The sequence below is a fragment of the Paraburkholderia terrae genome (genome assembly GCF_002902925.1).
GTDB lineage: Bacteria > Pseudomonadota > Gammaproteobacteria > Burkholderiales > Burkholderiaceae > Paraburkholderia > Paraburkholderia terrae.
The window spans coordinates 2,745,758-2,771,102 of the sequence record NZ_CP026111.1; the positions used below are offsets into that span (position 1 = coordinate 2,745,758).

Sequence of the window (25,345 nt, forward strand, 5' to 3'; positions counted from 1 at the left end):
CCCGCCTCTATCGGAAAATGTTGGTGCCCCCGACCTGCGTGAACTGGTCGAAATTTTCATCGTCGCTGTAATCGCACAGAAGCATGATGGCCATTAGACATATCACTCCGTTTCGCCAGCTGGCTCGCGCATACTCTGCGCTCTTGCATATCAATCACTCGATCTCCCAACTTCCTCAAGCACAGAAGCAAGCGCTGGGCGAAATCAGGGATGCGATTTCGTCGCCATCCCTACTGCAGGAGATCGATGAACTACGCCAACAAGTCGCAACACTCGAACAAACACTCGACACACGCGTCTCAAAAGCGCTTCGCGACCATCTCTACCTGCCGCTGCCATCGCACTGGTCCGCGGACAAGCCTTTCCTGCCGTTCTCAACATGCAGTGCCGCGGACTTCCTGCATCCGCGATACGCGGAAATCTGCGGAATTCTGGACCACGGCTTGCAATTCCATCGCAAACTGTGGGAATGGATCTTCGTGTTCCATCATCTCGACCGGGCGGGGGTGCTCAAAGAGGGAAACCGGGGAATTGGCTTTGGGGTCGGTCAGGAGCGCTTGCCCGCCGTGTTCGCCAATCGCGGTGTGACTGTGCTTGCAACGGATGCGCCATCAGAGATCGGTGTCTCGAGCGGTTGGACCGAAACGGGACAACACAGCGACAGCCTCGCAGAGCTTAAATTCCCGAAGATCGTCCCGGACGCTGTGTTCGATGCGAAAGTGTCACATCGCTTCTGCGACATGAACGCGATCAGCGACGATCTGACCGGCTTCGACTTCACTTGGTCATGTTGCAGCTTCGAGCATCTGGGTTCGCTGGAAGCAGGGTTGCAGTTCGTGATCAACAGCGTCGAAAAGTCATTGAAACCAGGCGGTGTCGCCGTCCACACGACGGAATTCAATCTGTCGTCCAACGATGACACGATCGAAGAAGGTCACACCGTACTTTATCGGCACCGCGATCTCGAAGAACTCGTTGAGCGTCTCAGGAAGGCAGGTCACGAGGTTCAGCCGTTTATCGTCGCGCCGGATTCCCATTTTCTGGACTTCCACGTCGATCTTCCGCCGTACGCTGACGCGCCCCACCTCAAAATCAAATTTGGACAGCATGTGACGACGTCCGCCGGAATTGTCGTTCGGAAAAAACACTGACACTGAAACGGGGACGTCGGCGTATCGCGGGCGTCCTCGCGCTCTCTATCGTGCTCAGTCCGTTTCCGCGGGATCGTAGGATCGATAGAGCCAGCCCGGCCTCTTTCCACCGTCTGGCCCCGTCTTTCTCGCACGAATAAAAATGTACTGCCCGAGATCGTGCTTGCGATACTCGATCAAATGACCAAACTGGGTCGTATCGAGGTGAGCATCGGCTTGGTTGAGATGGACGTCCGCCGAGAAAATCTCATCAACCGTAAAGCCTAGATAGTTCAACAGCGTATATAGCTCGTGCTTGTTGTACTCACGGTTATGCCGACCGTACGGACCATAAGCGCTATAGCCATCATTGACATTCGATCCCACGATCATACGCGCGACGTTCTCGATGCGCGCGACGTTGGGCGTGGTCAACACCAAGGTTCCATCTGGTTTGAGAATTCGCTTGATCTCTCGCAAGACGCGAATGGGATCGTTCAGCAGGTGTTCAATGATCTCGCAAAACAGGACGATACCCAGAGAATCAGAATCGAAAGGAAACACGTCCTCTTCGATGTTGAAGTGAGAATACTCTAGTTCAACGTCCGCCTTGACCGAGGCATCCTTGAATTCATTGAAGAATACCCGCTGCCTCGCATTGCCTTTTGCGTAAGTGGGGCCAAAATAGTTTGCCAGGCGCCAGTCGACCGGGGTGAACTGGCGTAAGAGCATAGTGGTGAAGTAGGGATTGGCACCGAGCTCAAGTCCCGTCATTGGTTCGCTCGAACCGGCGACCGCACGTTGCACCAAGCCGAACGTATGCAAGAAGCGCTCGAAATCCTGCTCGCAATAGCTAGCAATCGACTCGGGCGCATCTTCGACGCGGACGCATCTCAACCACTCGAACAGATCATCTCGATTCACTCCCTCTGGCAGCGGCAATGGCGGCCGCAACGGAAAACTCTTCAGGGAATACACGTGCTTTGTTTCTCCCATGTCTTCCTGCACTGGCGTCGCGCCGCTGGCGCTATCCACGGGAGTTTCCTGCACCACAGTCGAACTACGTTTTTTCAGGAACATCGTCGGCCTCGCAACCTTAGAGTCTCGTCGGTTCAGGTTGTCACTTCAATTGCGGTATTTCAAGTTGGACGAAAAACCTCCGCTTCAGCCTTCAACTAAACCGAAACATCACGTATGCGCGTCCGCTGGCCGCCAGGTCCCGTGCCACTGATTTTGTAGCAAAACGCTCTTGATTTGCTTGGCGCTTTCTGCCCACGTAAGCCACGGCATTCCAGTCGAAACAGGCGCCTTACCTGCGTGATACAGTGAAAGCCATTCCTTCACAGCACCGGCCAGCGCCTCGGCCGAGTCGCCATCGAAATAGAACGCATGATCGCCCGCAACTTCGCGGAAAACGGGCATGTCACGCGTAATGATCGGCAGCCCTTTCTGGGCGGCCTCGATAAGCGGGAGCCCAAAACCCTCGCCATTGGATGCCGTCAGCAGAACCGTCGATGCCTCATAAACCTGCTCGAGGAACTCGTCGCTCGCACCTTGCATCCAGAACAGACGTTTATTTTGCTCGGGATGCTGCTCCAACTTAGTCGCGAAATCAGCCAATCCCCAGCCAGCCTTTCCTACGATGGCGAGATTGACATCGACGTTCTCCGCCCAAAGCCTCTCGAACGCAGCAACGGCCTGAACGTGCCCCTTGCGCGGCTCGACCGTGCCCACGATCAGAACGGTCGGTCGCGAGCGTAGCGCTTGCAACGTCTCAGACGCATTGGACGGCAAGCCCTTCGACGGCTGACTGTTTTCGATGTCGGCGCCCAGATGGAAATAACCGAGTTTCAAGTCGCGTATTCGATCGACAGGACCCGTGTCGAGCCATATCCGCAGATCGTCGGCCACGGCACGTGAGATACCGATCAGACCATCCGATACATGCGAAATCGTCTTGAGCCACGGCGGGAAACACAATGCGATGACTTCCGGAAACCAGTCCGGATGCATGACGGGGAGCAAGTCATAGACCACGAAATAGATCTTCACTCCGCGACGACGTTGTCGCACGAACCACTGCTCCGCGGGCGGCACACAATCCGCCACGAGATCGAGGCCGAGATAGATATCTCCCTGCTGGCTATCGAGCCATTCATCAGCATCGTCAACCGGCTTCTCGCCCACGCCAATCGTGCGCCAGAACTCGTTTGCATAGCGATACTCCATCACGCTGCGGTCCAGCCTGATGGGGCGCACTTGCCAGCCCGGCGGCGGCGTCTTCAGTAATTGAAGCAGAATGGAGCGCGTGACGCGCTGGATGCCCGATTTTGCATCGACGTGACAAAGCACGGACACGTCGACGAACAACTGCGGAACGCGCCCTGCTCTCCGATTAGCTGCGATTGAATGCGCACTCGAAAGAAAGTCACCATCAGTAGACGGGAGTTCGAGCCTGCCGAGCGCATCGATCAGGCGACGGTATCGGCTTGCCGCCGGCACGTCGTCGCCCGCCAACGATCCCGATGCCGTCGCATGATCGCGCGCTTCGCCAGTACGGCGCGCCGCTAACGCTTCTTCAAATGCCTTTATCGCACGCTGGCCCGTTTTGTCCCAGGAGAACTTGCTCGCCCGCTCGATGGCGTTTTCACGCAACGAGTGCCAGAACGTTTCCTCACCAAGCGCCCGTTGCATCATTCCCGTCATCTGTGACAGATCCAGAGGATCGAACAGCGCGTCTTCACGGCAAATCACTTCCGGAATGCTAGTGGTACCGGACCCGATCACCGCTGCGCCACATGCCATCGCTTCGAGCGCAGGAAGGCCGAACCCTTCATGGAGCGAGGGAAAAATAAACAGGTGGCAAAGGTTGTACAACGCAACAAGGTCCTTGTCGGACACATAGGCAGCAAGTACGAGTTCATCTGGCTCAAGGCCATTCGACTTTGCCAACTCATACAGCTTTGCCGAATTGGACTCCGTCGCCTGGCAAACCATGAATAGCTGATACTGCTTGCGCAACTCGGCGGGAAGACGCGAGTATGCGACGATCAAGCCTTCCAGGTTCTTGCGCGGCTCTACGATACCCGTCGTCATCACGAAAGGACGCGTGATACCAAACTTGCCGAAAAACGCGCTTCGTTCAGACTCCGAAAACTCGGTCGGCTTGAACGCCCCGGAGACGGCGGATGAAATATTCGTGATCCTTTCGCGCGGAATGCCCAACTCACTCGCAGCTTCTTCGCCACAATAAGCTGAAATAGCGAGAAGGATGTCGGCGCGCTTGAGCGCTTCGATTCTGCCCAAGTAGTGCTGCTCGAAGCCCGCATCGACCAAGTACTTGTCGGGATTCAGATACGGAATCAGGTCGTACAGCGTCACCGCCGTCATCAGCTCCGGATACAGTCTTTTGATCGAAGTCACATTGTTGTTGACATAGCCTTCGAAGAGGCTACTGATATGAACGACATCGGGTTCCAGTTCGGCGATCGCGTGTTCGCGGATCATTTCCGCTGCCGAAGTACGCCAGTCGTCGACACCTCGATACAGCGTGAGCGGCGGCAATGAATAAACAGCGATGCGCTCCGGCGCCAACAGGTCGACAAACGCATGTCGAATGAGTTCGACCGTTTCGGGAAACAAGTCGTTCAGGACGATCCAGACTTCGTGTTCACCTGCGTTGCGTACGATGGCCCTCGCCAAAGCCATGCTATAGCGTCCAATTCCTCGCAGCCTGCTGACAGACTGGCAACCCTGTAAATCCAAGACGATGCGCATAGTTGTTCTGGCGAGTAGTGTTAATTATCGATGATTCGAATTCTTTGACTGCTGCAGATCTTCATAGACTGTGCGGGCTCGCGCCGTTAGCTGCTCGACGGACTCCACCGTGAGCGTGGGCGTAGATGATGCCGCGCGCAGCACCTCAGTGCGGGCTATACCAACCAGCCTGGCCCGCAGTCCGGGAAAACGCCGCAGTGTGTCGGAAACGCGTTGCTTTAAGACTGGATGCTCATGCAGATACTCTGCACCGCGAGTAAGAACCGGGCGCGCGATACGCTTGATGCCTCTGCGCGAAAAGCCCACCGTCTTCAAACCTTCGACGACTCCTCGAACCGGACCTGTCATCCGCCACGACGTGCTGTTGACCAATGCAGTCACCTGCTGGCGCGCGTTGTTGGCGTTCGCTTCAGCAGCAGCAGCTCGCGCCTGCGCATCGACGGCAACCGCCTTCATTTCGAGCGTGTTCCGCTCCGCACGCTGCAACGTCTCCTGCGTCATCCGTGCCGCCTCATCCGCGCGCGCCGCCTTCTCGCGCCACAGCACGGCCTCCTTCTCTGCTTCAATTACTCTTTCGATCAATTCATTCACGTCTTTCTCCTCGTCCTTCGAGACTGAGAGTGGAGAAGCGCTCACGAGTGACTCAGCGATCCTGATCAGGTCAGCATCCTGTTTCTTAAAAGCAATGATCGCGTAGTCCGGCGCCTGCATCAGATTTTGATCCAGAGCCGAAACCACTTTGTTAATAATTGTCGCACCCATCAGCTCGCCTGGCATGAGCTGAAGATCATTGTGTAATTCACCCCGATTGACGGGGACGATTACGACGCGCTCGAATCCAGAATACTCCGCCGCAAAGCTGAGCAAAATAGATGGAATCGGACGTTCATGCGTTGGGTCAAGGTAAAAATTGCACGCACCGACCACCAGATTTGCCGGATTCGGCGTTTCCAGCAGGATCGCGCCGCCATCCTCGACAACCCGATGTGCCTCCTTCAAAAAAGCCAGCAGATTGTTGAAGCCCAGGTGTTCGACCACATGAAATGCGCTGATAAACGAATAGGCCCCATCCGCCTGCGCTTTCAGATGCTCCATCGCGTCGGCCTTGAACACCGACAAACCCATTTCCTGGCCCGCCTTCACGAAATCTTCGTTCAGGTCGAGACCTTCAGCCGCGACACCCCGCTCAGACAACAGCTCAAGCCATTCGGCGCGTCCGCAGCCGACATCGAGCATTTTTCTGCCGCTGCGGCTGGACAGCGCTTCGACGAACGGCATATAGACGCTTTGCCGCCGCTTGATGACATCCCGACTACCGCGAAAGCGGTCTTCGAGCGCCCGATAAAAATCATCCGTTACCATATAAAACCCCGACCTTCCGACTGGTTAGTTACGTTCGACGTGCAGCTCAGGCTCAATCCATGTGCAGCCGACGAACTTTGTTTTAGACATGTTCAATACTTGGAAAACCACGGCGAGATCGCGCCATTCGTAGTTCGCACCGACGTGCGACTGACCCGCGTGCAGCGCGGTCGCAACGGAATAGGAACCTTCGCCGAGGTTCAGCGGGAAGGCAAACCGATAGCGGATCCGGTCGCCCGCCACCACTGATTTTGCCGACTGCTTCAGGTGATGCGTGTTTGTGCCGTAGATCGCTTGACCAAGGCGATCCTTGATCACGTAGCCCAGCACGAGTTCTTCAATGGGCGCGTGTACGGCAACTTCGATTTCGAGCACGGTCGCACTGCCGACGTCAAGAATCTCGCTCGCCGTGCCGTTGGCATCGATCAGACGAATATCGGCGATCGTCGCTTCGCCCGTACCCGAGACGATCTGAGTCTTACCTTCTTGCGTCACCGTCTGCTTGACGGAAGCGGCTTCCTTGTCCGCCAGTAATGCGTTGTAGTAGTCAAAGATCTCTTCGGGCGACCCTTCCTTGACGAGGCTCCCGGCATTCAACAGGATCGCCTTGTCGCAAATCGCCTGAATTGCGGATTTATCGTGCGACACGATCATCAATGTCGTGCCTTCCTCGCGATACGACCGGATGCGGTCGAAGCTCTTGTGCTGGAAATAGGCGTCACCGACCGAAAGCGCCTCGTCGATGATCAGGATATCCGGCCGGTGGAAGGTCGCGACGCTGAAAGCGAGCCGCATCTGCATACCGCTCGAATAGACGCGCACGGGCTGGTCGATCGCATCGCCGATTTCGGCGAAATCCTCGATCCGCTGCATGTTCGCGCTGATTTCGTCAACGCTATAACCGAGCAACTGGCCGGCCATCAACACGTTCTGGCGACCCGTAAAGTCCGGGTGAAAGCCCATGCCAAGCTCGAGCATCGCGGCCACGCGGCCCGTCATCGTGATGCTGCCACTCGTGGGCTGGGTGGTGCCCGTGATCATCTTGAGCAACGTGCTCTTGCCCGCGCCGTTGATGCCGACGATACCGATAGCCTCGCCCTGCTTCACTTCGAAGCTCACGTCGCGCAATACCCACTTCGTGTTGTGACGCGTGATCGTCACCGGCGAAAGCCACTCGAGCAGGCGGCCGAAACGGGATGGGTATTGCTTATACGCCTTGCTGACCTTCTGTACTGAGATACTGCCCATGAATATTTGATCCGCCTATCGAGTTGCTGACTCGAGCCGCTGGACACTCGACAGACGGCTGCAACCACCGTGTCGACTGCGTCGTCCATATGTGCAGCGGCGGCGCGTCGTCGCTTCCGCCTGAATGTCGGAAGCAACGCTTCGCGCCGCCATCTGTTTCAATTTCGTGGACCGGTCGACATCATACCGGCCCAATACAGTGCTTCAGCTGTGGCTCAGCCGTTCACCATCCACTTGATGGTATCGCGGAGATCGATCGACTCAATTCCAGGAGCCAGTTGGCGCAGTTTGTCGGGCGAGCCGACCAGCGTCTTCACCTCGTTCTCGCGAACGAACGCGGGATTGACCTGTACATCCAGATTGTGGCCGGATGCTTCCCGCACCATGTCGATCACTTCTTCGAGGGTATAAGGCTTGCCACTGCAAATATTCACCACTTCCGATTGCGCGTCCGATTCGAGCAGCGAGCGATACAGCTTCGCCACAGTCCGGACATCGGAGAAGTCGCGCGCAACGTCAAGATTGCCCAATTCGATAACCGGCCTGCGATTGACGAAGTGCCACACGATCTTCGGAATCAGAAAGCGTGCAGCCTGCCCTCGCCCCGTGTAGTTGAACGGACGCACCATCACGATGGGCAACCGGTCGAACCATGTTCTGACCAGGTTTTCCATCGCGAGCTTACTCGCCGCGTAGTGATTCACCGGCGCGGGCGTAATGCTTTCGTCGATCACCCCACCCGCGTTGCCATATACGTTCGCGCTACTGACAATCAGAATCTTGTCCGGGCGGTGGCCGACGTCCGCGCACGCCTGCAGCAGATTCAGCGTGCCGAGCACGTTGACTTGATACATGTCGAGTGGCACTTCATGCGCGACGAAGCTGATCGCGGCCAGATGAACAATGAAGTCCGGGCGGACCGTTTCGATCACGTGCCGGCAATCATCCATCGACGTAATATCGAGCCGCACCTCGCCTTCACGCGGAAGCCCGCCGATACACGTGCCCGTGACCTGATAACCGGCACTGACGAGTTCTTCGCGAACATAGGCGCCCGTGAACCCATGGGCGCCCGTAATCAAAACGCGGCGCATTGGCATCTCAGAACGAGAAGCCGATCTTGTTACGGCGCAGATCCGATTCGACCATCAGTTTGCACAACTCCTCGAGCGTCGTCTTCGGTTCCCAGCCGAGCTTCAGCTTCGCCTTGGTTGGATCGCCGATCAGCAGATCGACTTCAGCCGGACGGTGGAACTTCGGATTCACACGCACGACCACCTTGCCGTTCGACGCGTCGACACCCTCTTCCTGCTCCGCCTTGCCGCGCCACTCGATGTTCGTGCCGACCGCGCGAAACGCCATCGAAACGAAATCGCGCACCGTTTCCGTACGGTTCGTCGCGAGCACGAAGGTATCCGGCTCATCGGCCTGCAGCATACGGTACATGCCATCGACGTACTCTTTCGCGAAGCCCCAGTCGCGCTTCGCATCGAGGTTGCCGAGTTCAAGCACGTCGAGCTTGCCCATCGAGATCTTCGCGACGGAGTCGGTAATCTTGCGCGTCACGAATTCGCGGCCGCGCAGCGGTGATTCATGATTGAAGAGAATGCCGCTCGAACCGAAGATGTTGTACGACTCGCGATAGTTGACCGTGATCCAGTGCGCGTAAAGCTTGGCGACGCCGTACGGGCTGCGCGGATAGAACGGCGTGTCTTCCTTCTGCGGAATGGCTTGCACCTTGCCGAACATTTCGGACGTCGAAGCCTGATAAAAGCGGATCGAGCGATCGACGATGCGGATCGCTTCGAGCACGTTCAGCGCGCCGACGCCCGTGATCTCGGCCGTGGTTGCCGGCTGGTCGAACGAAACACCCACGAAGCTCTGCGCTGCCAGGTTGTAGACCTCACGAGGCTTGGCCATTTCCAGCAGTCGGATCGTCGTGCCGAGATCGGTCAGATCGTGCTCGACCAGATGCAGATTCGGGTGATTCAGGACACCCACCTCGTCGAGACGCCAGAAGTTGACCGAGCTCGTACGCCGGTAAGTTCCGTAGACCTGATAGCCGCGTTCCAGCAGCAATTGGGTAAGATACGCACCGTCTTGTCCGGTGATGCCAGTCACTACTGCGCTCGTCAATTCCTTCTCCTTGGGGAACGCCCTTAACGCGAAGTTCGCGCTATAAGCAAACAATACCGATAGATAACCAATTATAGCCGACGGGCCTACCGCGCCCGCCCGCCAGAAGATAGTCGTTGGCGGGCTACAACTCGTCGACCATCTCCGCCGCGTGGCGGCGAAACAGATAGAGACCAAACACGCAAAGCAGAAGGCCAACGACGAGCACTGGCCACACCGCGTTCCAGTCCGGCCACTCGTGATTCACGAGAATCGCCTGATAGCCCATGATCAGGTCGGCCATCGGATTGAATTTCACGAACGACTTGGCCTGCTCAGGCAACGCGTGCCAAGGGTAGACGACAGGCGTGAACCAGAACCAGAACTGCAGGAAGATCGTCATGAACTGCCCCACGTCTCGAAAGAAGACGTTGAGGACGCCAAGCGAGATGCCAAGACCAATCGCAAAAACGATCTGAACGAGAAGCAGCGGTATCAGCGCGAGGAACGGAAGACCAGGGAAATTGCCGCTGATGACCAGAAAGATCGTAAACAGCGAAAAGATAATCGCAAAGTTCATGAGGGCCGAAACCGTCACGATCACGGGCAATGCGATGCGCGGAAAACTGAGCTTCTTCAACAAGTTTGCGTTTTCCACAAACACGTTCTGGCCGCGCGAAACAATCTCGGCAAACAGGCCCCACGTCAGAATTCCCGCGCACAGATAGATGCTGTAGCCGAATGTGCTCGGAGTACCCGGCATCCGCGACTTCATCACCCCTGCGAAAATCACGGTGTAGACGAGAATCATCGCAAGTGGCTGCAAAACCAGCCACGCTGCGCCAAGCATACTCGTTCGGTAGCGTGTCTGAAACTCACGCTTCACGCTTCCAATAATGAAGCCCCTGTACCGTATCAGGGCGCTCAACAATGCGCTCAACTCTTACCCTTAATGATTTGTCGCGAGAGGAATGGATGCCGTTCCAAGAGAACCGTCCGTCAGCCGCAGACAGATCGGGCGGGACGCTCGCTATTGTCCGCTATCGGCTGGCAGCAAGGCAACCAGCGGCTTGTGCGACGCAGTGAGTCAGTCGCCCACCTGCCCCGCGCTATATGCCGCCAGGCAACGGCGCAGTTCGTCATCCCATCCCGGCACCCGGATCCCGAACGTCTCGGCAAGCTTCGTACAGGACAGCCGCGAGTTACGAGGCCGCCGTGCCGGCGTCGGATATTCGCTCGTCCCAATCGGCACCACCTTCGGCCGGGCCGTCAGCCCCGCGTGCTCAAAAATCGCCTCGGCAAAGCCAGCCCAGCTTGTCGATCCCGCCGCCGTCAGGTGATAAACGCCACTGCGGCCGGCCCAAACTTCCCCGGGCGTCTCTTCCAGCATGCGCGCCGTCAAATCGGCAATCATCCGCGCCCAGGTGGGCGCACCGAACTGATCGGCGACGATCGAGAGCTCTCGCTTCTGCTCGGCGAGACGCAGCATGGTCAACAGAAAATTCTTGCCATGCGCCCCATAGACCCAGCTGGTCCGCAGCACCACCCACGCGCCGCCGGCCTGCTCGATTGCGTGTTCGCCCGCCAGCTTCGTCGCCCCGTAGACGTTCAGCGGATTCGGCTGATCGCTTTCCACATAGGCGTCGTCTTTGGCGCCGTCGAACACGTAGTCCGTCGAGTAATGAACGAGCAGCGCGCCGATCTTTCGCGCCTCTTCCGCCAGCACACCCGGCGCCTCGCCATTGATCCGCATGGCCGTTTGCGCGTCGCTCTCGGCCTTGTCCACGGCTGTGTAAGCAGCGCCGTTCAGAATGACGGTAGGACGCACATCAGCAACGACGCGTCGAATCTGATGCAGATCGGACAGATCGAGTCCGTTCCGATCGACTCCAATGACCCGCCATGCAGGATTCAGGCGCACCAGCAACTCGGCGCCGACCTGCCCGGTCACGCCCGTAACAAGAATCACAGGTTCGCGACGATCGGTCATATGTAAAAAATACCTGTTATCGCACCTTTCATTCTTCCTACTGGATCAAGGTTTGCAGGGAGTCGTGATTATAAAGTCGCCCATATCACCTCTGAAGCGGTCTAACAAACTGATACAAACGCGCATGAATTTTGCAAGCAAAACAAGACTTTACGCGCGCAAAGCGGCAGCGGACGCTCATTCGTAGGTCTGCGCATCGACGACACGCTTGCCCGCCATGTCTTTTGCCGCGAGAACCGGCTCACCGTCGAGCGGCCAGTTGATCGCCAGATCAGGATCGTCCCATACGACGCAGCGTTCATGTTCCGCAAACCAGTAATCCGTCGTCTTGTACAAAAAGTCGGTAGTCTCGGACAAGACGACGAAGCCATGCGCGAACCCGGGCGGAATCCACAACTGACGTTTGTTATCGGCGCTCAAAACGTGGGCCGTCCACTTGCCGAAATTCGGCGACGACCTGCGCATATCGACAGCCACATCGAACACCTCGCCCGCCACCACGCGCACGAGCTTTCCCTGCGCATGCTCGATCTGATAGTGCAAGCCTCGCAGCACGTTTCTCGCGGAGCGCGAATGGTTGTCCTGCACGAACGTCACGCGCTCGCCGATCGCTTCGGCAAACTCCTGCTCGTTGAAGCTTTCGAAAAAAAAGCCCCGTTCATCTCCGAACACTTTCGGCTCGATGATTTTCACTTCCGGCAGCGAAGTGGCGACGACAGAAAATTTCATGCGACGGGCTCGGTCAAAAGCTTGAGAAGGTATTTGCCGTAGGCGTTTTTGGTCAGCGGCGCAGCGAGCTTTGCGATGTCGTCGGCCGTGATCCACGCGTTGCGGAACGCGATTTCTTCCGGACAGGCCACGACGAGGCCCTGACGCTTCTGCAAGGTCGCGATAAATGTGGCCGCATCGATCAGCGAATCATGGGTTCCCGTGTCGAGCCACGCGTAGCCGCGCCCCATGATCTCGACGCGCAGCTTGCCAGCGTTCAGATAGTACGAGTTGACGTCGGTGATCTCCAACTCGCCGCGAGTCGACGGCTTGATACCCGCCGCGATCTCGCAAACATCGTTGTCGTAGAAGTACAAACCCGTGACCGCATAGTTCGACCTGGGTTGCGCGGGCTTCTCTTCGATCGAAAGCGCGCGGAACTGCGCATCGAATTCGACGACGCCATATCGTTCAGGATCGTTGACGTGATAGGCAAAGACCGTTGCGCCTTCGACATTCGCATTCGCGCCGACGAGCTGCCGCGCGAGATCGTGACCATAGAAGATGTTGTCGCCGAGGATCAGCGCGCAAACGTCGTTGCCGATGAAGTGGCGACCAATCAGAAAGGCCTGCGCGAGACCGTCGGGAGACGGCTGCACGGCGTACTGGAACTGCATGCCCCAGCGGCTACCGTCGCCCAGCATCGACTGGAAGCGCGGCGTATCGTCGGGCGTCGAGATGATCAGTACATCGCGCACGTCGGACAGCATCAGCGTCGACAGCGGATAGTAGATCATCGGCTTGTCGTACACGGGCAGCAGTTGCTTCGACACCGCATGCGTGATGGGGTAAAGGCGAGTCCCCGACCCGCCCGCGAGAATGATTCCCTTACGTGCCATGTCGTGCCCTCAGTTCGACCCTGCGTAGTGCGTGTCCAGCCACTCGCGATAGCTTCCGCTCGTGACGCCGCCCACCCATTCGGCATGGTCCAGATACCAGGCCACCGTTTTCCGGATACCCGTTTCGAAGGTCTCGGACGGGCGCCAGCCCAGTTCCTGCTCGATCAACGACGCATCGATCGCATAGCGCCGGTCATGCCCGGGCCGGTCCGTGACGAACTCGATCTGCCTGGCATAACGCGCACCCGACGCCGCGGGGCGCAATTCATCGAGCACACCGCAGATCGTATGAACGACGTCGATGTTCGCCTTCTCGTTCCATCCACCGATGTTGTAGGTGCGGCCCACCACGCCCCGTTCCAGGACGGTGCGGATCGCGGCGCAGTGGTCTGTGACATACAGCCAGTCGCGCACGTTCTTGCCGTCGCCGTACACGGGCAGCTTCTCGCCTTTGAGCGCTCGCGTGATGGCAAGCGGGATCAGCTTTTCGGGGAACTGATAAGGGCCGTAGTTGTTCGAGCAATTGGTTGTCAGCGTCGGCAGACCGTACGTATGGTGGTACGCGCGCACGAAATGGTCCGAGGCAGCCTTGCTCGCCGAATACGGGCTGTTTGGCGCGTAGGGCGTGTGCTCGTTGAAGGGCGCGTCGTCGGGTTCGAGCGAGCCGAAGACCTCGTCGGTTGAAACATGGACGAAACGGAATGCGGCTTTCTCGCCCGCATCGAGCCCGCTCCAATAGGTGCGCGCAGCTTCCAGCAAAGTAAAGGTGCCGACGACGTTCGTCTGCACGAATTCGCCCGGCGCGCGGATGGAGCGGTCGACGTGGCTCTCCGCCGCGAAATTGACCACGGCGCGCGGCCGGTGCGTTGTGAACAAAGTGGCGAGCGCAGCAGCTTCGCAAATGTCGACACGTGCAAATATGTGGCGCGCATCACCCGACAGCGGCGCCAGTGTGCTGGCGTTTCCCGCGTACGTCAGCTTGTCAACATTGACGACGGGCTCACCGCCTCGGCTAAGCCAGTCCAGCACAAAGTTTGCACCGATAAAGCCGGCGCCCCCTGTAACCAGAATCATATTTCCCTCTCAGTTGCGCCAGCGGCGACCGGCGGTCAAGCCATGCCCGACCCGGTAACCGGCTATTATTGCACGTTGTGTTGCACGCGCCGCGGCCCGTCGACGTTGACGTGACGCAATCGCGACGCCGCCACCGCGACGCCTGGCCGGCAACCGCGCAATACTTCCGATAATTGGATTCACCCGGAATATCGACACGATGACAGCTTTTTTGAAGCCCCCTGCGCTCGCTTTTGGCGATCTGCAAGGTTGCCGCGCACAGTTTCAGCAGCTTCTCGCCAAAGCGGCGCCGCCCGCCGACGCGCCATTGTGGTTCGCCGGCGACCTGATCAACCGTGGCGGCGAGTCGCTTGCGACGCTGCGCGACATCATCGAAATGGGCGATCGCGCCGTTCCAGTGCTCGGCAATCACGACCTGCACCTGCTGGCCGTGTACGCGGGCATCCGCAAATCGAAGAAAGGTGACACGATCGACGAAATTCTGGCGGCGCCCGATGTCGACGATCTGATCGAGTGGGTGCGTCACCGGCCGCTTGCGCATTTCGAAAACGACATGTTGCTGGTGCATGCAGGCGTGGTGCCGCAGTGGGACGCAGCGCTGACGATGGAACTCGCGGACGAACTGCATCGCGCGCTGATCGCGCGGGACTGGAAGGAGACGCTGGCCGGTCTCTACGGCAACAAGCCCGACCGCTGGACGAAAGACCTGAAAGGAATTGACCGGATGCGCGTGACCTGCACGGCGCTGACCCGCATGCGGTTTTGCAACGCCGACGGCACGATGGATTTCACCACCAGCGGCGGACTGGACACCGCCCCAAAAGGTTGCATGCCGTGGTTCGACGTGCCGGGCCGCAAAACCGAGGACATCACCGTAGTCTGCGGACACTGGGCCGCGCTTGGCCTGATGATCCGCGACAATCTGATCGGCCTCGATTCAGGCTGTGTCTGGGGCGAACAGCTGTCGGCTGTGTATCTCGCGGAAGACCCGGCAGACCGCAAAGTTGTGCAGGTCGAATGCAACGGATGTCGCTCAATCGTCGATTGACGAATTTGCCGAATCAATCGGCCTGTCTCGGCAGATTCGTCGTCAGTTCGGGTATGACATCGAAGTCATCCGGTGCGCTTGCAGGAGCTTCGGCCGATTTCGGACTACCGCCCACTGCATTTCCGTTCTGCAGCGCCACCAGCGCGGCCCGCACCGACTGCTCCGCCTCCGCCGCCAGCAGACGCCGATCGGCGCCCGGCGCGAGCGGCGCGCCGACATACACATGCGCCGTCAGCGGACCGGCGCGCAACAGCGCATCGAGCGACTCGCCAAGCGACAACTCGCCGATATACGCTGGCGCCGTCGACTGCCGGCCCTGCGCATCCTCATACATCATGCACACGGGCTGCACCGGCCGCGACGCCGACACCGCCGCCTGAAACAGGTTCGCGTGAAACGGCAGCAACTGAACGCCATCCGAGGTCGTACCCTCCGGAAACACGCACATCAACTCACCCGCGTTCAAGCGGTTAGCGAGCTCATGCATGATGCGTTTCGCGTCGCTACGCTTCTCACGCTGAATGAACACGGTACCCAGCTGCTCCGCCAGCCACCCGACCACCGGCCACTTGCGGATTTCGGCCTTCGACACGAACGGCGTCGGACGCCATGCGTTGATCACGTAAATATCGATCCACGAGATGTGGTTGGCCACGACCAGCACGCCTTCGTCGAGCCGCGCGCCGTCGTTATGCACGACAAGGCGCATGCCGCACAACTGCAGCATGCGCAGCGACCACGCACGGTTCAGTTCCAGACGCTGCTGCGCGCTTGCGCGCGGAAAGCGCGTCCAGACGACCCACATACCGTGAAGCAGATGCACGACCAGTCGAATCTTGCGAAACGCGAGCTTCATGTTGCGAGTCTTCCGCTTATCTTTCCGTTCTCTGCCGATGTGCAACGCGCTCAGCGTTGCTCGAACGCCACCTGACCCGACACGACCGTCGCGCGCACGCGGGCCGGCAGCTCGTAGCCGAGGAACGGCGAGTTATGTCCCTGGCTTTTCAGTGCGCGTGGCTCGACGCGCCAATGAGCGTCGCGGTCGAACACGCACAGGTCGGCCGTCCCGCCCGCCTCGATACGGCCAGCAGGCAGCTTCAACACGCTAGCGGGCGCGGCCGTAATGCGGTTCAGCGCCTTCGCGAGCGAGACACCCGCTTCGTCGGCCCACTTGAGCGTCAGCGACAGCAGCAACTCCAGACCCGTCGCGCCCGGTGTCGCCTCGGCGAACGGCAACAGCTTCTCGTCGTCGTCGACGGGCGTGTGGTCCGAGCAGATCGCGTCGATCGTGCCGTCCAGCAGACCCGCGCGAATCGCCTCGCGGTCACGCTGGGAGCGCAGCGGCGGATCGAGCCGGAACTGCGCATCGAAGTAGCCGATGTCGATATCAATCAGATGCACATGGTTGATCGTGACGTCGCAGGTCACGGGCAGGCCTTCCGCTTTCGCCGCGCGCATGAGCTCAACGCCCGCCGCCGACGACACATGCGACAGATGCACACGCGCGCCCGTCACACGCACGAGTTCGAAGATCGTATGCAGCGCGATCGTTTCCGCCGACACCGGCACGCCCGACAGACCGAGACGCGACGCGAGCGGACCGCTCGCGGCGACGCCACCCTTCGCGAGGTACGCGTCCTGCGGACGCAGCCATACCGTATAGCCGTAGGTGTTCGCGTACTGCAGGGCGCGCAGCAGGATCTGTGTATCGACGATCGGCGTATCGGCCTGCGAGAAACCGATACAACCCGATTCCGTCAGCTCGACCATCTCGGTGATCACCTGCCCCTTGAGGCCGACCGTCAGCGCGCCCAGCGGATAAACATGCGCGCGATTCAGATTCCGCGCGCGGAATTTGAGCATTTCGACGAGGCCCGGCTCGTCGAGCACGGGATCGGTGTCGGGCGGACAGACGAGGCTCGTTACGCCACCCGCGAGAGCCGCTGCCATCTCCGATTCGAGCGTCGCCTTGTGCTCGAAGCCGGGCTCGCGCAGCCGCGCCGACAGATCGACGAAACCAGGCGCCACGTAAAGGCCCTTGGCGTCGATCGTCCTGGCCGCGTTGAAATCGGTGGGCGCGTTGCCGAGCGCGACGATCTTGCCCGCCGCGATGAATACGTCCTGTTGCTGTTCGGTGCCCGCTACCGGATCGATCAGCGTGCCGCCTTGAATATGAATCTTCATGCGAATGCCTTTTTGCCTACGTGTGCTTTCTTGTGCCCGACTCAATCGTTGTTGCCCGCGACGATACCCATCACCGCCATGCGCACCGCGATGCCGAACGTCACCTGATTGAGAATCACCGATTGCGGGCCGTCCGCCACCTGCGAGTCGATTTCGACGCCGCGATTCATCGGGCCCGGATGCATCACGATCGCATCGGGTTTCGCGAGCGCGAGACGCTCGGGCGTCAGCCCCCAGCTCTTGAAGTACTCCTGCGCCGACGGCAGCAACGCGCCGCTCATCCGCTCGTTCTGCAGACGCAGCATGATGATGACGTCGACATCCTTCAGCCCTTCGTCGAGGTTGTGGAACACGCGCACGCCCATCTGCTCGAGACCGCCCGGCAGCAGCGTGCGCGGGCCGATTGCGCGCACTTCGGGCACGCCGAGCGTGGTGAGCGCATGAATGTCGGAGCGCGCAACGCGCGAATGCAGAATGTCGCCGACGATCGCCACGCGCAGATTCGTGAAATCCTTCTTGTAGTGACGGATCGTGTACATGTCGAGCAGGCCTTGCGTCGGGTGCGCGTGCCGGCCGTCGCCCGCGTTGATCACGTGTACGTGCGGCGCGCAATGCTCGGCGATCAGATACGGCGCGCCGCTTGACGCGTGGCGCACGACGAACATGTCGGCATGCATCGCCGACAGGTTGTTGATCGTGTCGAGCAGCGACTCACCCTTGCTCGTCGACGACGCGTTGATGTTCAGATTGATCACATCCGCCGACAACCGCTTCGCGGCGATCTCGAACGTAGTGCGCGTGCGCGTCGAGTTTTCGAAGAACAGGTTGAACACCGACTTCCCGCGCAACAGCGGCACCTTCTTCACCTCGCGGTCGGTCACGCTGACGAACTGCTCGGCCGTGTCGAGAATGTGATTGACGATCGCGCGCGGCAGGCCTTCGATCGTCAGCAGATGCTTCAGCTCACCGTTTTTCGTGAGCTGCGGATTGCCCTTCAGGAAACCGTAGCGAAAACGGTCCGCTGACGCGGCGTTGTCGGTCGAAACGGTGGAACCTTGGGAAACCGGGTTGGGCGTGTTCATGGTGATCCTGAATCAGACTGGGGACTGCGTGTGCTGCTGGTCGTTACAGCGTTGCGGGGCTGAGCGAGCGTTGCGTACGCGCTCAATCCGCGCGCGGCTCGGTGTGAAACGCAAGGCGGTCGCCGTCGCGCGACAGCACGAGCGTCGAATTCGCGGGCACGTCGATCGCACCGCCGACGAAGCGCGCCGCCACCGGCAACTCGCGCCCGCCGCGATCGGCGAGTACCGCGAGTTCGACGGACGCGGGACGCCCGTAGTCATACAGTTCGTTCAGCGCGGCACGCACGGTGCGGCCCGTGTACAACACGTCGTCGACGAGCACGATGCGGCGGTTGTCGACTTCGAACGGCAACGAGGTCGGGCTGGCCTGCGTGTGCAAGCCTTTCTTCGCATAGTCGTCGCGATGCAGCGCGACATTGACCACGCCGAAGGTCGGCACGTTCAGGTCTTTGGCGAGACGCTCGGCCAGCCACGCGCCGCCGCTGTAGATGCCGGCGAGCACTGCACCGTCCGGACCACCCAGCGCGTCGCCATAGACGGCGCGAATCTGTTCGAGCACGGCGCGATAGAGCGCCTCGGCGTCAATGGAGCTCATCGGAAAGTCCGTCCAGATATTGCTGAAGAATGATGCACGCGGCTTCGGCGTCGAGCATGCCGGCCTGCCTCGACCCGTTGCGGATACCCGCTTCCGCCTCGACCGACGAATAGCGTTCGTCGACCCACGTGACAGGCAGATTGAAGCGCCCGTTCAGCTGGTTGCCGAAGCGCTTGGCGAGCTGGGTTCTTTCGTGCGGAGTGCCATCGGGATGCATTGGCAGGCCGACGACGAGCGCGTCGGGCTTCCACTCGTCGATCAGCTTGCCGACGGCTTCGAAGCGATATTCCCGATTGCGGTTTTGCAACACGACGAGCGGCCGCGCGCTGCGGGTGAGCGAATTGCCGACGGCAACACCGATACGTTTTTCGCCATAGTCGAACGCAAGCAGCGTCGCTTCACGTCCGGCCACACCGCTCATGCGTGACCCGCTTCGCCGGAAAGCATCGAAGAGGAAATGCCGAGCAGCGCGAGCGCTGCTTCGAAGCGCTCTTCGGCGGGCACGTCGAAGACGATCTTCGGGTCGGCCTGAACCGTGAGCCAGCCGTTCTTCGAGATTTCGTCTTCGAGCTGGCCCGCACCCCAGCCTGCATGGCCGAGCGTCAGCAGAAAACGCTGCGGGCCCTTGCCGCTCGCGACGGCTTCGAGCACGTCTTTCGACGTGGTCATTTCGAGTCCGCCCGGCACCTGCATCGACGATGTATAGGTGCTTTCCGTAGCGTCGTGCAGCACGAAGCCACGCTCGGTTTGCACCGGGCCGCCGAAATACACGGGGACATGCAGCAGAGGCTCGATCTCGAGCTTGAGATCGATACGGTTGAAGAGCGCCTGGAGGTCGATATCGGTCGGCCGGTTGATGACGAGGCCGAGCGCGCCGCGCTCGCTGTGATCGCAAAGGTAGACCACCGTTCCTGAAAACGTGGGGTCCGCCATGTTCGGCATGGCGATCAGGAACTGGTTGGTCAGATTGATGCGATCGTTACTCTTGGACATAGGTCGAATTTTAGCAAAGACGGTGCGCGACTGCGGGCCCGTGCGTTGCGCCAGAATCGTGCAACGGGCTATTCGCCGGTCTTTGCGGGCAAGCTGTCTGCAAACGCGCGGCCGACGAGATCGCAGTCCATGAAACTGCACTCTATCACGCGCTCCGGCCTTGCCGGGAACGACGAGCGTGCGCTATCGCGCAGCTAATGGCATAGCGCCGAGGTCTTGCGCCGTCTCCTGCATCTGGACGATCGCTATGCGCCACCGCCCTGTTCGATGGCGCGCGTGAGCGCGGCCAGCACGTTCGTCGCGGACTGAGGCGCGACGCCCGCCGCGACCTTGTGCAGCATCGCGCGCAACGCTTCGGCGGCGGTTTCGAGCGAACGCGCGTCGGGCGCTTCGACCACGATATGGGCGCGCACGGCGGGTGTCGACACGCCGGCATGCGCGCGACGGCGCCACGCGAGGCCCAATGCGTCGGCGAGCAGCGCGATCTGGCCGAGTCCGAGCGCCGATGCAGCCGCGCCCAAACGATACGCCGCATCGCCCGCCTGCAGCGCCGCGCTGGGGTCGGCTTTCTGCGGATTGTCGGCGGCGCGCGCGTAATCCCTGAGCGCGGCGATCGCGGCGTCGGCGGTTTGCAAAAAGTCTTCGTACGCGTTGGCATTGACCGTCAGCACGCCGAGTTCGCGCGTCATCGCGACATGCGCCGCCAGCGTCTCGGCTTGGTGCGCTCCCGCTTCCCACAGCGCTTCCGATGCCTGCGTGCCCGCGATATGCCAGTCGACCGTCAGACCGTAGTCGCGCAGCAATTCGACGTGCTCGGTATCTTCGGCGGCTGCGCCGAATAGCGCAAAGTCGCGCCACAACAGCGCGAGCGTCGCGCGCACCAGCGAGCGCGGTGCAAGCGGAATCCCGCGCTCTTCATCGGCGAGCGCCATGTTGCAACGCGCATAGAAGCGCCGCGTGTCGACGTCTTCGACAGAACGGCCGGTCGCGCGCAACGCGCGTGAACACGCCAGGGCGAGACGCCAGAAATCGTAGGGATCGGGACCGGACAGATCGACCAGACATGCGTCGAGATCATCGAGTGCTGCATTGACTGCGCCCGCCACCGCGCTCGTGCTGACATGGCCCTTCGAGCGCAGCACGGGCAGCAGCGCCTGCTCGTAACGCGCCCGCAGGTGCGCCAGGCGCGCAGCCGATTGCGACCGCAGCGAAACGGGCGGAACCGGCCGGCCGGCGAGCGCGATGTCTTCGAACGTGATGCTGTAGCCGGGCGTGTGCTGCGCGATATGCGTGCTGAGCGCGCGGTAATGCTCGAAAAGCGAGCCCGAGCAGCCAAGCTCGCGTAGATTGCGCCGTTCGAGCGCCGCACGAAACGCGCGCAACGCCGCGCCGAACGTAGCGCGCGCAGCCGCCTCTTCGGCGAGACCGCTTGCAGCCATCGGCGAGACGAGCAGCAAGGCATCGGTGAAACGGTGGGCGGCGAGCCAGCCTGCGTCGCGCAACGCGCGTCCGGCGATCAGCAGTTGCGCAGTCATGTCGCGCCGCTGCTCGAACGCGTCAAGCGCGTCGGCAATGGCCTGCTCCGCGGGACGGACGGCGCCGCCGCGGGGATTCGGTAAAGCGTCGAGCGTATCGGGCGATGCGGATCGAAGGGTCATGAGCAGGCTGCAGGAACGCCGGCGTGGTCAGGCGGCATCGATACTGCGCCACCGGAACTGCCGCTATGGCGAAAGTAGTGCAATTGCCGGGCCACCGACCGCATAGCCCCGAAACGGTGCCGCTTTCTCAGTTACGACATGACGCAGACAGCACCGCTCAAGTTCGCAACATCGTGATGCTGACAGCGCCACGCTCACGAAGACCACGGTGATACATCGCAAGCAAAGCGCTGTGACAGGTTATCTTGCGACAGCGCGTGCGCGCCGATGTTCCATCGCGCGCGCAATCGATTCATTTCGAATCGATCGACCTTGCGTGGCAGGCAAGGATAGCCCGCCACCAGCAAGGTGGATCGATCAGATCTGCACCATCTCGAAGTCTTCCTTGCGCGCGCCGCACTCGGGACAGGTCCAATTGATGGGAACATCTTCCCAGCGCGTGCCCGGCGCGATTCCTTCCTCTGGCAGACCGGCTTCTTCGTCGTAAATCCAGCCGCAGATCAGGCACATCCAGCTCTTATATTCCATTCTTGAGTCGCGTCGAAAAGTCCGGGGAAACGGGAGCCATGATGGTACCGTGTTGCCGCCCCGATGCCTAGCGGATGCGGGGTCCGAGCGGTCGTCCGCGACACTTTGCGGCGTTATGTGTGACCGGACCCGCGGACAGATGCGAAAAAATGCCTCGCACGCGTATAAGGCCGCATAATTGAGCCGTCTGTGTGGGCCTGGCTGGCGCGTTGCGCGCCGGTAGTGGCCCACGAACATTTCGCTCATCGACCACAAAAATTTCATGGCCAGCAACACCCCTCCGATCGTTCTCACCTTCGGCCTGTCCGACCCGACGGGCGGCGCCGGATTGCAAGCCGACCTGATGACGCTTGCCAGCATGGGTTGCCACGGCGTGTCCGTGCTGACCGGCTACACGGTGCGCGACTCGGCGAGCTGCGACGAAGTGACCGGGCTCGACCCCGAAGTCGTCGCGACCCAGGCGAGGATGCTGCTTGAGGACATGCCCATCGCCGCCTTCAAGGTCGGCGCCGCCACGCGCGCGGAAGTGGTCAGCGCGATCGCCGAGGTGGTCGCCGATTACGACGACATCCCGCTCATCCTCGCGCCTGACTTCACGCTCGACGACGAGCATGTGCTCGCGGCCGACGAACTGCGTGAAGCCATCGCCGATCTGCTCGCGCCGCAAACTACGCTGCTCGTCGCGGACACGACCGCCCTGCTCGCGCTCGCGCAGCCGGACGGCGATGCCGAAGCGCCGAGCCTCGACGCCGCGATCTCGCATCTGCTGTCGCAGGGTTGCGAATACATCCTGTCGACGGAAACGGGCACGCATCGGCTCGTCAACACGCTGTTCAGCGAAGACGGCCAATTGAGGCAGGACATGTGGGACCGTGGGCAGCAGCGGATCATGGGCATCACCGATACGCTCGGCGCCGCAATTGCCGCGCTGCTGGCTAACGGCCAGGAACCGGCCGAGGCCGTCCGCGAAGCGCAGGAGTATCTGTTCCAGGCGATGCAGGCTGCGTTTCGGCCGGGAATGGGGGCTTATCTTCCGGATCGTTTCTTCTGGGCGAGAAGCAGCGATGATGAGGTGCCGCTGGGCGGCGGGTCGGACGCGTCGCCGGGTGAGGCGCGGCATTGAGCGAGCGAAGCCGGAGGTAGTCAGTGCCACCGGCTGCGCCTCCAATACGTCTGATGATTAGACATACGAGTTTGGCGCGATCAATCTGACGCGCATAAAAAAACCCGCATTTCTGCGGGTTTTTCTTTTGGCACGAGAAGCGCACCTCGCGGCGCGCCTCCCACATGCATTTCCAGTTACCCGGAAATTACATGTCCATGCCCATGCCGCCCATACCGCCGGGCATGCCACCACCCATCGGTGCGTCTTCCTTCGGCAGTTCGCAGACAGCTGCGTCCGTCGTCAGCAGCAGGCCAGCAACCGAAGCTGCGTTCTGCAGTGCCGTACGCGTCACCTTGGTCGGATCGACGACACCGGCTTCCACCAGGTCACCGTACTCGCCCGTTGCTGCGTTGTAGCCGTAGTTGCCCGTACCGGCTGCAACTGCTGCCACCACGACGCTGGCTTCTTCGCCACCGTTCGTGACGATCTGGCGCAGCGGCTCTTCCATTGCGCGCAGAACGATCTTGATACCTGCGTCCTGGTCAGCGTTGTCGCCCTTCACGCTACCGATTGCGCTCCGTGCGCGGATCAGCGCGACGCCGCCGCCAGCCACGATGCCTTCTTCCACAGCTGCGCGCGTAGCGTGCAGTGCGTCTTCAACACGTGCCTTCTTTTCCTTCATTTCGACTTCGGTCGCTGCGCCAACCTTGATCACTGCAACGCCGCCTGCCAGCTTGGCAACGCGCTCTTGCAGCTTTTCACGGTCGTAGTCCGACGTCGCTTCTTCGATTTGCGTGCGAACTTGCTTCACGCGTGCTTCGATGCTTGCTGCTTCGCCAGCGCCGTCGATGATCGTCGTGTTTTCCTTGCCCACTTCGATACGCTTCGCTTGACCCAGTTCGTTCAGCGTTGCCTTTTCGAGCGTCAGGCCGGTTTCTTCAGCGATGACCTGACCACCCGTCAGGATCGCGATGTCTTCCAGCATCGCCTTGCGACGGTCGCCGAAGCCCGGAGCCTTGACAGCAACCGTCTTCAGGATGCCGCGGATGTTGTTGACGACCAGCGTAGCCAGCGCTTCGCCTTCGACGTCTTCAGCGATGATCAGCAGCGGACGGCCAGCCTTCGCGACTTGTTCCAGAACCGGCAGCAGATCACGGATGTTCGACACCTTCTTGTCGTGCAGCAGCACGAACGGGTTGTCCAGAACGGCGACTTGCTTGTCCGGGTTGTTGATGAAGTACGGCGACAGGTAGCCGCGGTCGAATTGCATGCCTTCGACAACGTCCAGCTCGTCTTGCAGCGACTTGCCGTCTTCAACCGTGATGACGCCTTCCTTGCCGACCTTGTCCATCGCTTCAGCGATGCGATCGCCAATCGACGTGTCGCTGTTCGCCGAGATCGCGCCAACTTGGGCGATTTCCTTGTTGGTCGTGCAGGGCTTGCTGATCTTGCGCAGCTCTTCGATTGCTGCTGCGACGGCCTTGTCGATGCCGCGCTTCAGGTCCATCGGGTTCATGCCCGATGCGACGTACTTCATGCCTTCGCGAACGATCGACTGGGCCAGAACCGTTGCCGTCGTCGTGCCGTCACCGGCGTTGTCGCTGGTCTTGGAAGCAACTTCCTTGACCATTTGCGCGCCCATGTTCTGGAGCTTGTCCTTCAGCTCGATTTCCTTCGCGACGGAAACACCGTCCTTCGTGACCGTCGGGCCGCCGAAGCTGCGTTCGAGAACAACGTTACGGCCCTTGGGACCCAGCGTGACCTTCACTGCGTTGGCGAGAATATTCACGCCTTCAACCATCTTGGCACGGGCGGAATCGCCGAACACGACGTCTTTAGCTGCCATCTT

23 protein-coding genes are annotated in these 25,345 nt (G+C 60.3%); 3 read left to right on the forward strand and 20 right to left on the reverse strand.

Annotated elements, in window-relative coordinates; genetic code table 11:
- The first annotated feature begins 83 nt into the window (after positions 1-83).
- Positions 84-1,151: a class I SAM-dependent methyltransferase gene (locus C2L65_RS46550; protein ID WP_233446457.1), complete on the forward strand. Its 1,068-nt coding sequence runs from the start codon at positions 84-86 to the stop codon at positions 1,149-1,151.
- A gap of 54 nt (positions 1,152-1,205) precedes the next feature.
- Here the strand turns inward: C2L65_RS46550 and C2L65_RS12130 are convergent, their stop codons facing one another.
- The 11 genes from C2L65_RS12130 to rfbB all read right to left on the reverse strand — a co-directional run bounded on the left by C2L65_RS12130 (position 1,206) and on the right by rfbB (position 14,303).
- The gene (locus C2L65_RS12130; RefSeq protein WP_158660411.1) at positions 1,206-2,165 is read right to left on the reverse strand and encodes a class I SAM-dependent methyltransferase; all 960 of its coding nucleotides are present in this window, start codon (positions 2,163-2,165) and stop codon (positions 1,206-1,208) included.
- Positions 2,166-2,318: 153 nt separating this feature from the next.
- Positions 2,319-4,838, reverse strand: a complete 2,520-nt coding sequence (locus tag C2L65_RS12135) for a glycosyltransferase family 4 protein (protein ID WP_052426865.1) — start codon at positions 4,836-4,838, stop codon at positions 2,319-2,321.
- 93 nt (positions 4,839-4,931) lie between these two features.
- Entirely contained in the window at positions 4,932-6,269 is a 1,338-nt protein-coding gene (locus C2L65_RS12140; protein ID WP_052426864.1) for a class I SAM-dependent methyltransferase, read from the reverse strand.
- 24 nt (positions 6,270-6,293) lie between these two features.
- Positions 6,294-7,517: an ABC transporter ATP-binding protein gene (locus C2L65_RS12145; RefSeq protein WP_042307428.1), complete on the reverse strand. Its 1,224-nt coding sequence runs from the start codon at positions 7,515-7,517 to the stop codon at positions 6,294-6,296.
- A gap of 215 nt (positions 7,518-7,732) precedes the next feature.
- Positions 7,733-8,611 (reverse strand): GDP-mannose 4,6-dehydratase, encoded by an 879-nt coding sequence (locus C2L65_RS12150; RefSeq protein ID WP_233446458.1) that lies wholly within the window; start codon positions 8,609-8,611, stop codon positions 7,733-7,735.
- 7 nt (positions 8,612-8,618) lie between these two features.
- Complete coding sequence (gmd, locus tag C2L65_RS12155; protein ID WP_042307425.1) at positions 8,619-9,653, reverse strand: GDP-mannose 4,6-dehydratase; 1,035 nt, start codon at positions 9,651-9,653, stop codon at positions 8,619-8,621.
- Between the two features lie 124 nt (positions 9,654-9,777).
- Positions 9,778-10,572: an ABC transporter permease gene (locus C2L65_RS12160; protein WP_042307423.1), complete on the reverse strand. Its 795-nt coding sequence runs from the start codon at positions 10,570-10,572 to the stop codon at positions 9,778-9,780.
- Positions 10,573-10,719: 147 nt separating this feature from the next.
- Positions 10,720-11,622, reverse strand: coding sequence for a dTDP-4-dehydrorhamnose reductase (gene rfbD, locus C2L65_RS12165; protein WP_042307422.1), 903 nt, complete (start codon positions 11,620-11,622; stop codon positions 10,720-10,722).
- A gap of 177 nt (positions 11,623-11,799) precedes the next feature.
- On the reverse strand, positions 11,800-12,351 hold the full coding sequence (rfbC, locus tag C2L65_RS12170; RefSeq protein WP_042307421.1) for a dTDP-4-dehydrorhamnose 3,5-epimerase: 552 nt from the start codon (positions 12,349-12,351) through the stop codon (positions 11,800-11,802).
- Positions 12,348-13,229, reverse strand: coding sequence for a glucose-1-phosphate thymidylyltransferase RfbA (gene rfbA / locus C2L65_RS12175; RefSeq protein WP_042307419.1), 882 nt, complete (start codon positions 13,227-13,229; stop codon positions 12,348-12,350). Before rfbA ends, rfbC begins: the two co-directional genes overlap by 4 nt.
- Positions 13,230-13,238: 9 nt before the next feature.
- Positions 13,239-14,303: a dTDP-glucose 4,6-dehydratase gene (gene rfbB, locus C2L65_RS12180; protein WP_042307418.1), complete on the reverse strand. Its 1,065-nt coding sequence runs from the start codon at positions 14,301-14,303 to the stop codon at positions 13,239-13,241.
- 199 nt (positions 14,304-14,502) lie between these two features.
- On the opposite strand from rfbB, the gene C2L65_RS12185 reads away from it, so the two are divergent.
- Positions 14,503-15,351: a symmetrical bis(5'-nucleosyl)-tetraphosphatase gene (locus C2L65_RS12185; protein WP_042307416.1), complete on the forward strand. Its 849-nt coding sequence runs from the start codon at positions 14,503-14,505 to the stop codon at positions 15,349-15,351.
- A gap of 13 nt (positions 15,352-15,364) precedes the next feature.
- On the opposite strand, the gene C2L65_RS12190 is transcribed toward C2L65_RS12185, so the two are convergent.
- The 8 genes from C2L65_RS12190 to C2L65_RS12225 form a co-directional block, all read right to left on the reverse strand.
- Positions 15,365-16,207, reverse strand: a complete 843-nt coding sequence (locus tag C2L65_RS12190; RefSeq protein ID WP_042307414.1) for a lysophospholipid acyltransferase family protein — start codon at positions 16,205-16,207, stop codon at positions 15,365-15,367.
- A gap of 50 nt (positions 16,208-16,257) precedes the next feature.
- The gene (locus tag C2L65_RS12195; RefSeq protein ID WP_042307411.1) at positions 16,258-17,535 is read right to left on the reverse strand and encodes a dihydroorotase; all 1,278 of its coding nucleotides are present in this window, start codon (positions 17,533-17,535) and stop codon (positions 16,258-16,260) included.
- Positions 17,536-17,576: 41 nt separating this feature from the next.
- Positions 17,577-18,617, reverse strand: a complete 1,041-nt coding sequence (locus C2L65_RS12200) for an aspartate carbamoyltransferase catalytic subunit (RefSeq protein ID WP_042307408.1) — start codon at positions 18,615-18,617, stop codon at positions 17,577-17,579.
- Positions 18,618-18,699: 82 nt separating this feature from the next.
- Positions 18,700-19,212, reverse strand: coding sequence for a bifunctional pyr operon transcriptional regulator/uracil phosphoribosyltransferase PyrR (pyrR, locus tag C2L65_RS12205; protein ID WP_042307406.1), 513 nt, complete (start codon positions 19,210-19,212; stop codon positions 18,700-18,702).
- Positions 19,199-19,633 (reverse strand): Holliday junction resolvase RuvX, encoded by a 435-nt coding sequence (gene ruvX / locus C2L65_RS12210; RefSeq protein WP_042307405.1) that lies wholly within the window; start codon positions 19,631-19,633, stop codon positions 19,199-19,201. Before ruvX ends, pyrR begins: the two co-directional genes overlap by 14 nt.
- A complete protein-coding gene (locus C2L65_RS12215) occupies positions 19,630-20,205 on the reverse strand; it encodes a YqgE/AlgH family protein (RefSeq protein ID WP_007736677.1) in 576 nt (191 codons plus the stop codon). Before C2L65_RS12215 ends, ruvX begins: the two co-directional genes overlap by 4 nt.
- Before the next feature lie 245 nt (positions 20,206-20,450).
- Positions 20,451-21,863, reverse strand: coding sequence for a hypothetical protein (locus C2L65_RS12220; protein WP_042307403.1), 1,413 nt, complete (start codon positions 21,861-21,863; stop codon positions 20,451-20,453).
- Positions 21,864-22,220: 357 nt separating this feature from the next.
- Positions 22,221-22,391, reverse strand: a complete 171-nt coding sequence (locus C2L65_RS12225; protein ID WP_004186709.1) for a rubredoxin — start codon at positions 22,389-22,391, stop codon at positions 22,221-22,223.
- Between the two features lie 262 nt (positions 22,392-22,653).
- Here C2L65_RS12225 and C2L65_RS12230 point away from each other — a divergent pair, with 262 nt between their 5' ends.
- Complete coding sequence (locus C2L65_RS12230) at positions 22,654-23,514, forward strand: hydroxymethylpyrimidine/phosphomethylpyrimidine kinase (protein ID WP_007589089.1); 861 nt, start codon at positions 22,654-22,656, stop codon at positions 23,512-23,514.
- A 187-nt stretch (positions 23,515-23,701) separates the two neighbouring features.
- On the opposite strand, the gene groL is transcribed toward C2L65_RS12230, so the two are convergent.
- Complete coding sequence (groL, locus tag C2L65_RS12235; RefSeq protein WP_042307398.1) at positions 23,702-25,342, reverse strand: chaperonin GroEL; 1,641 nt, start codon at positions 25,340-25,342, stop codon at positions 23,702-23,704.
- Positions 25,343-25,345 lie beyond the last annotated feature (3 nt).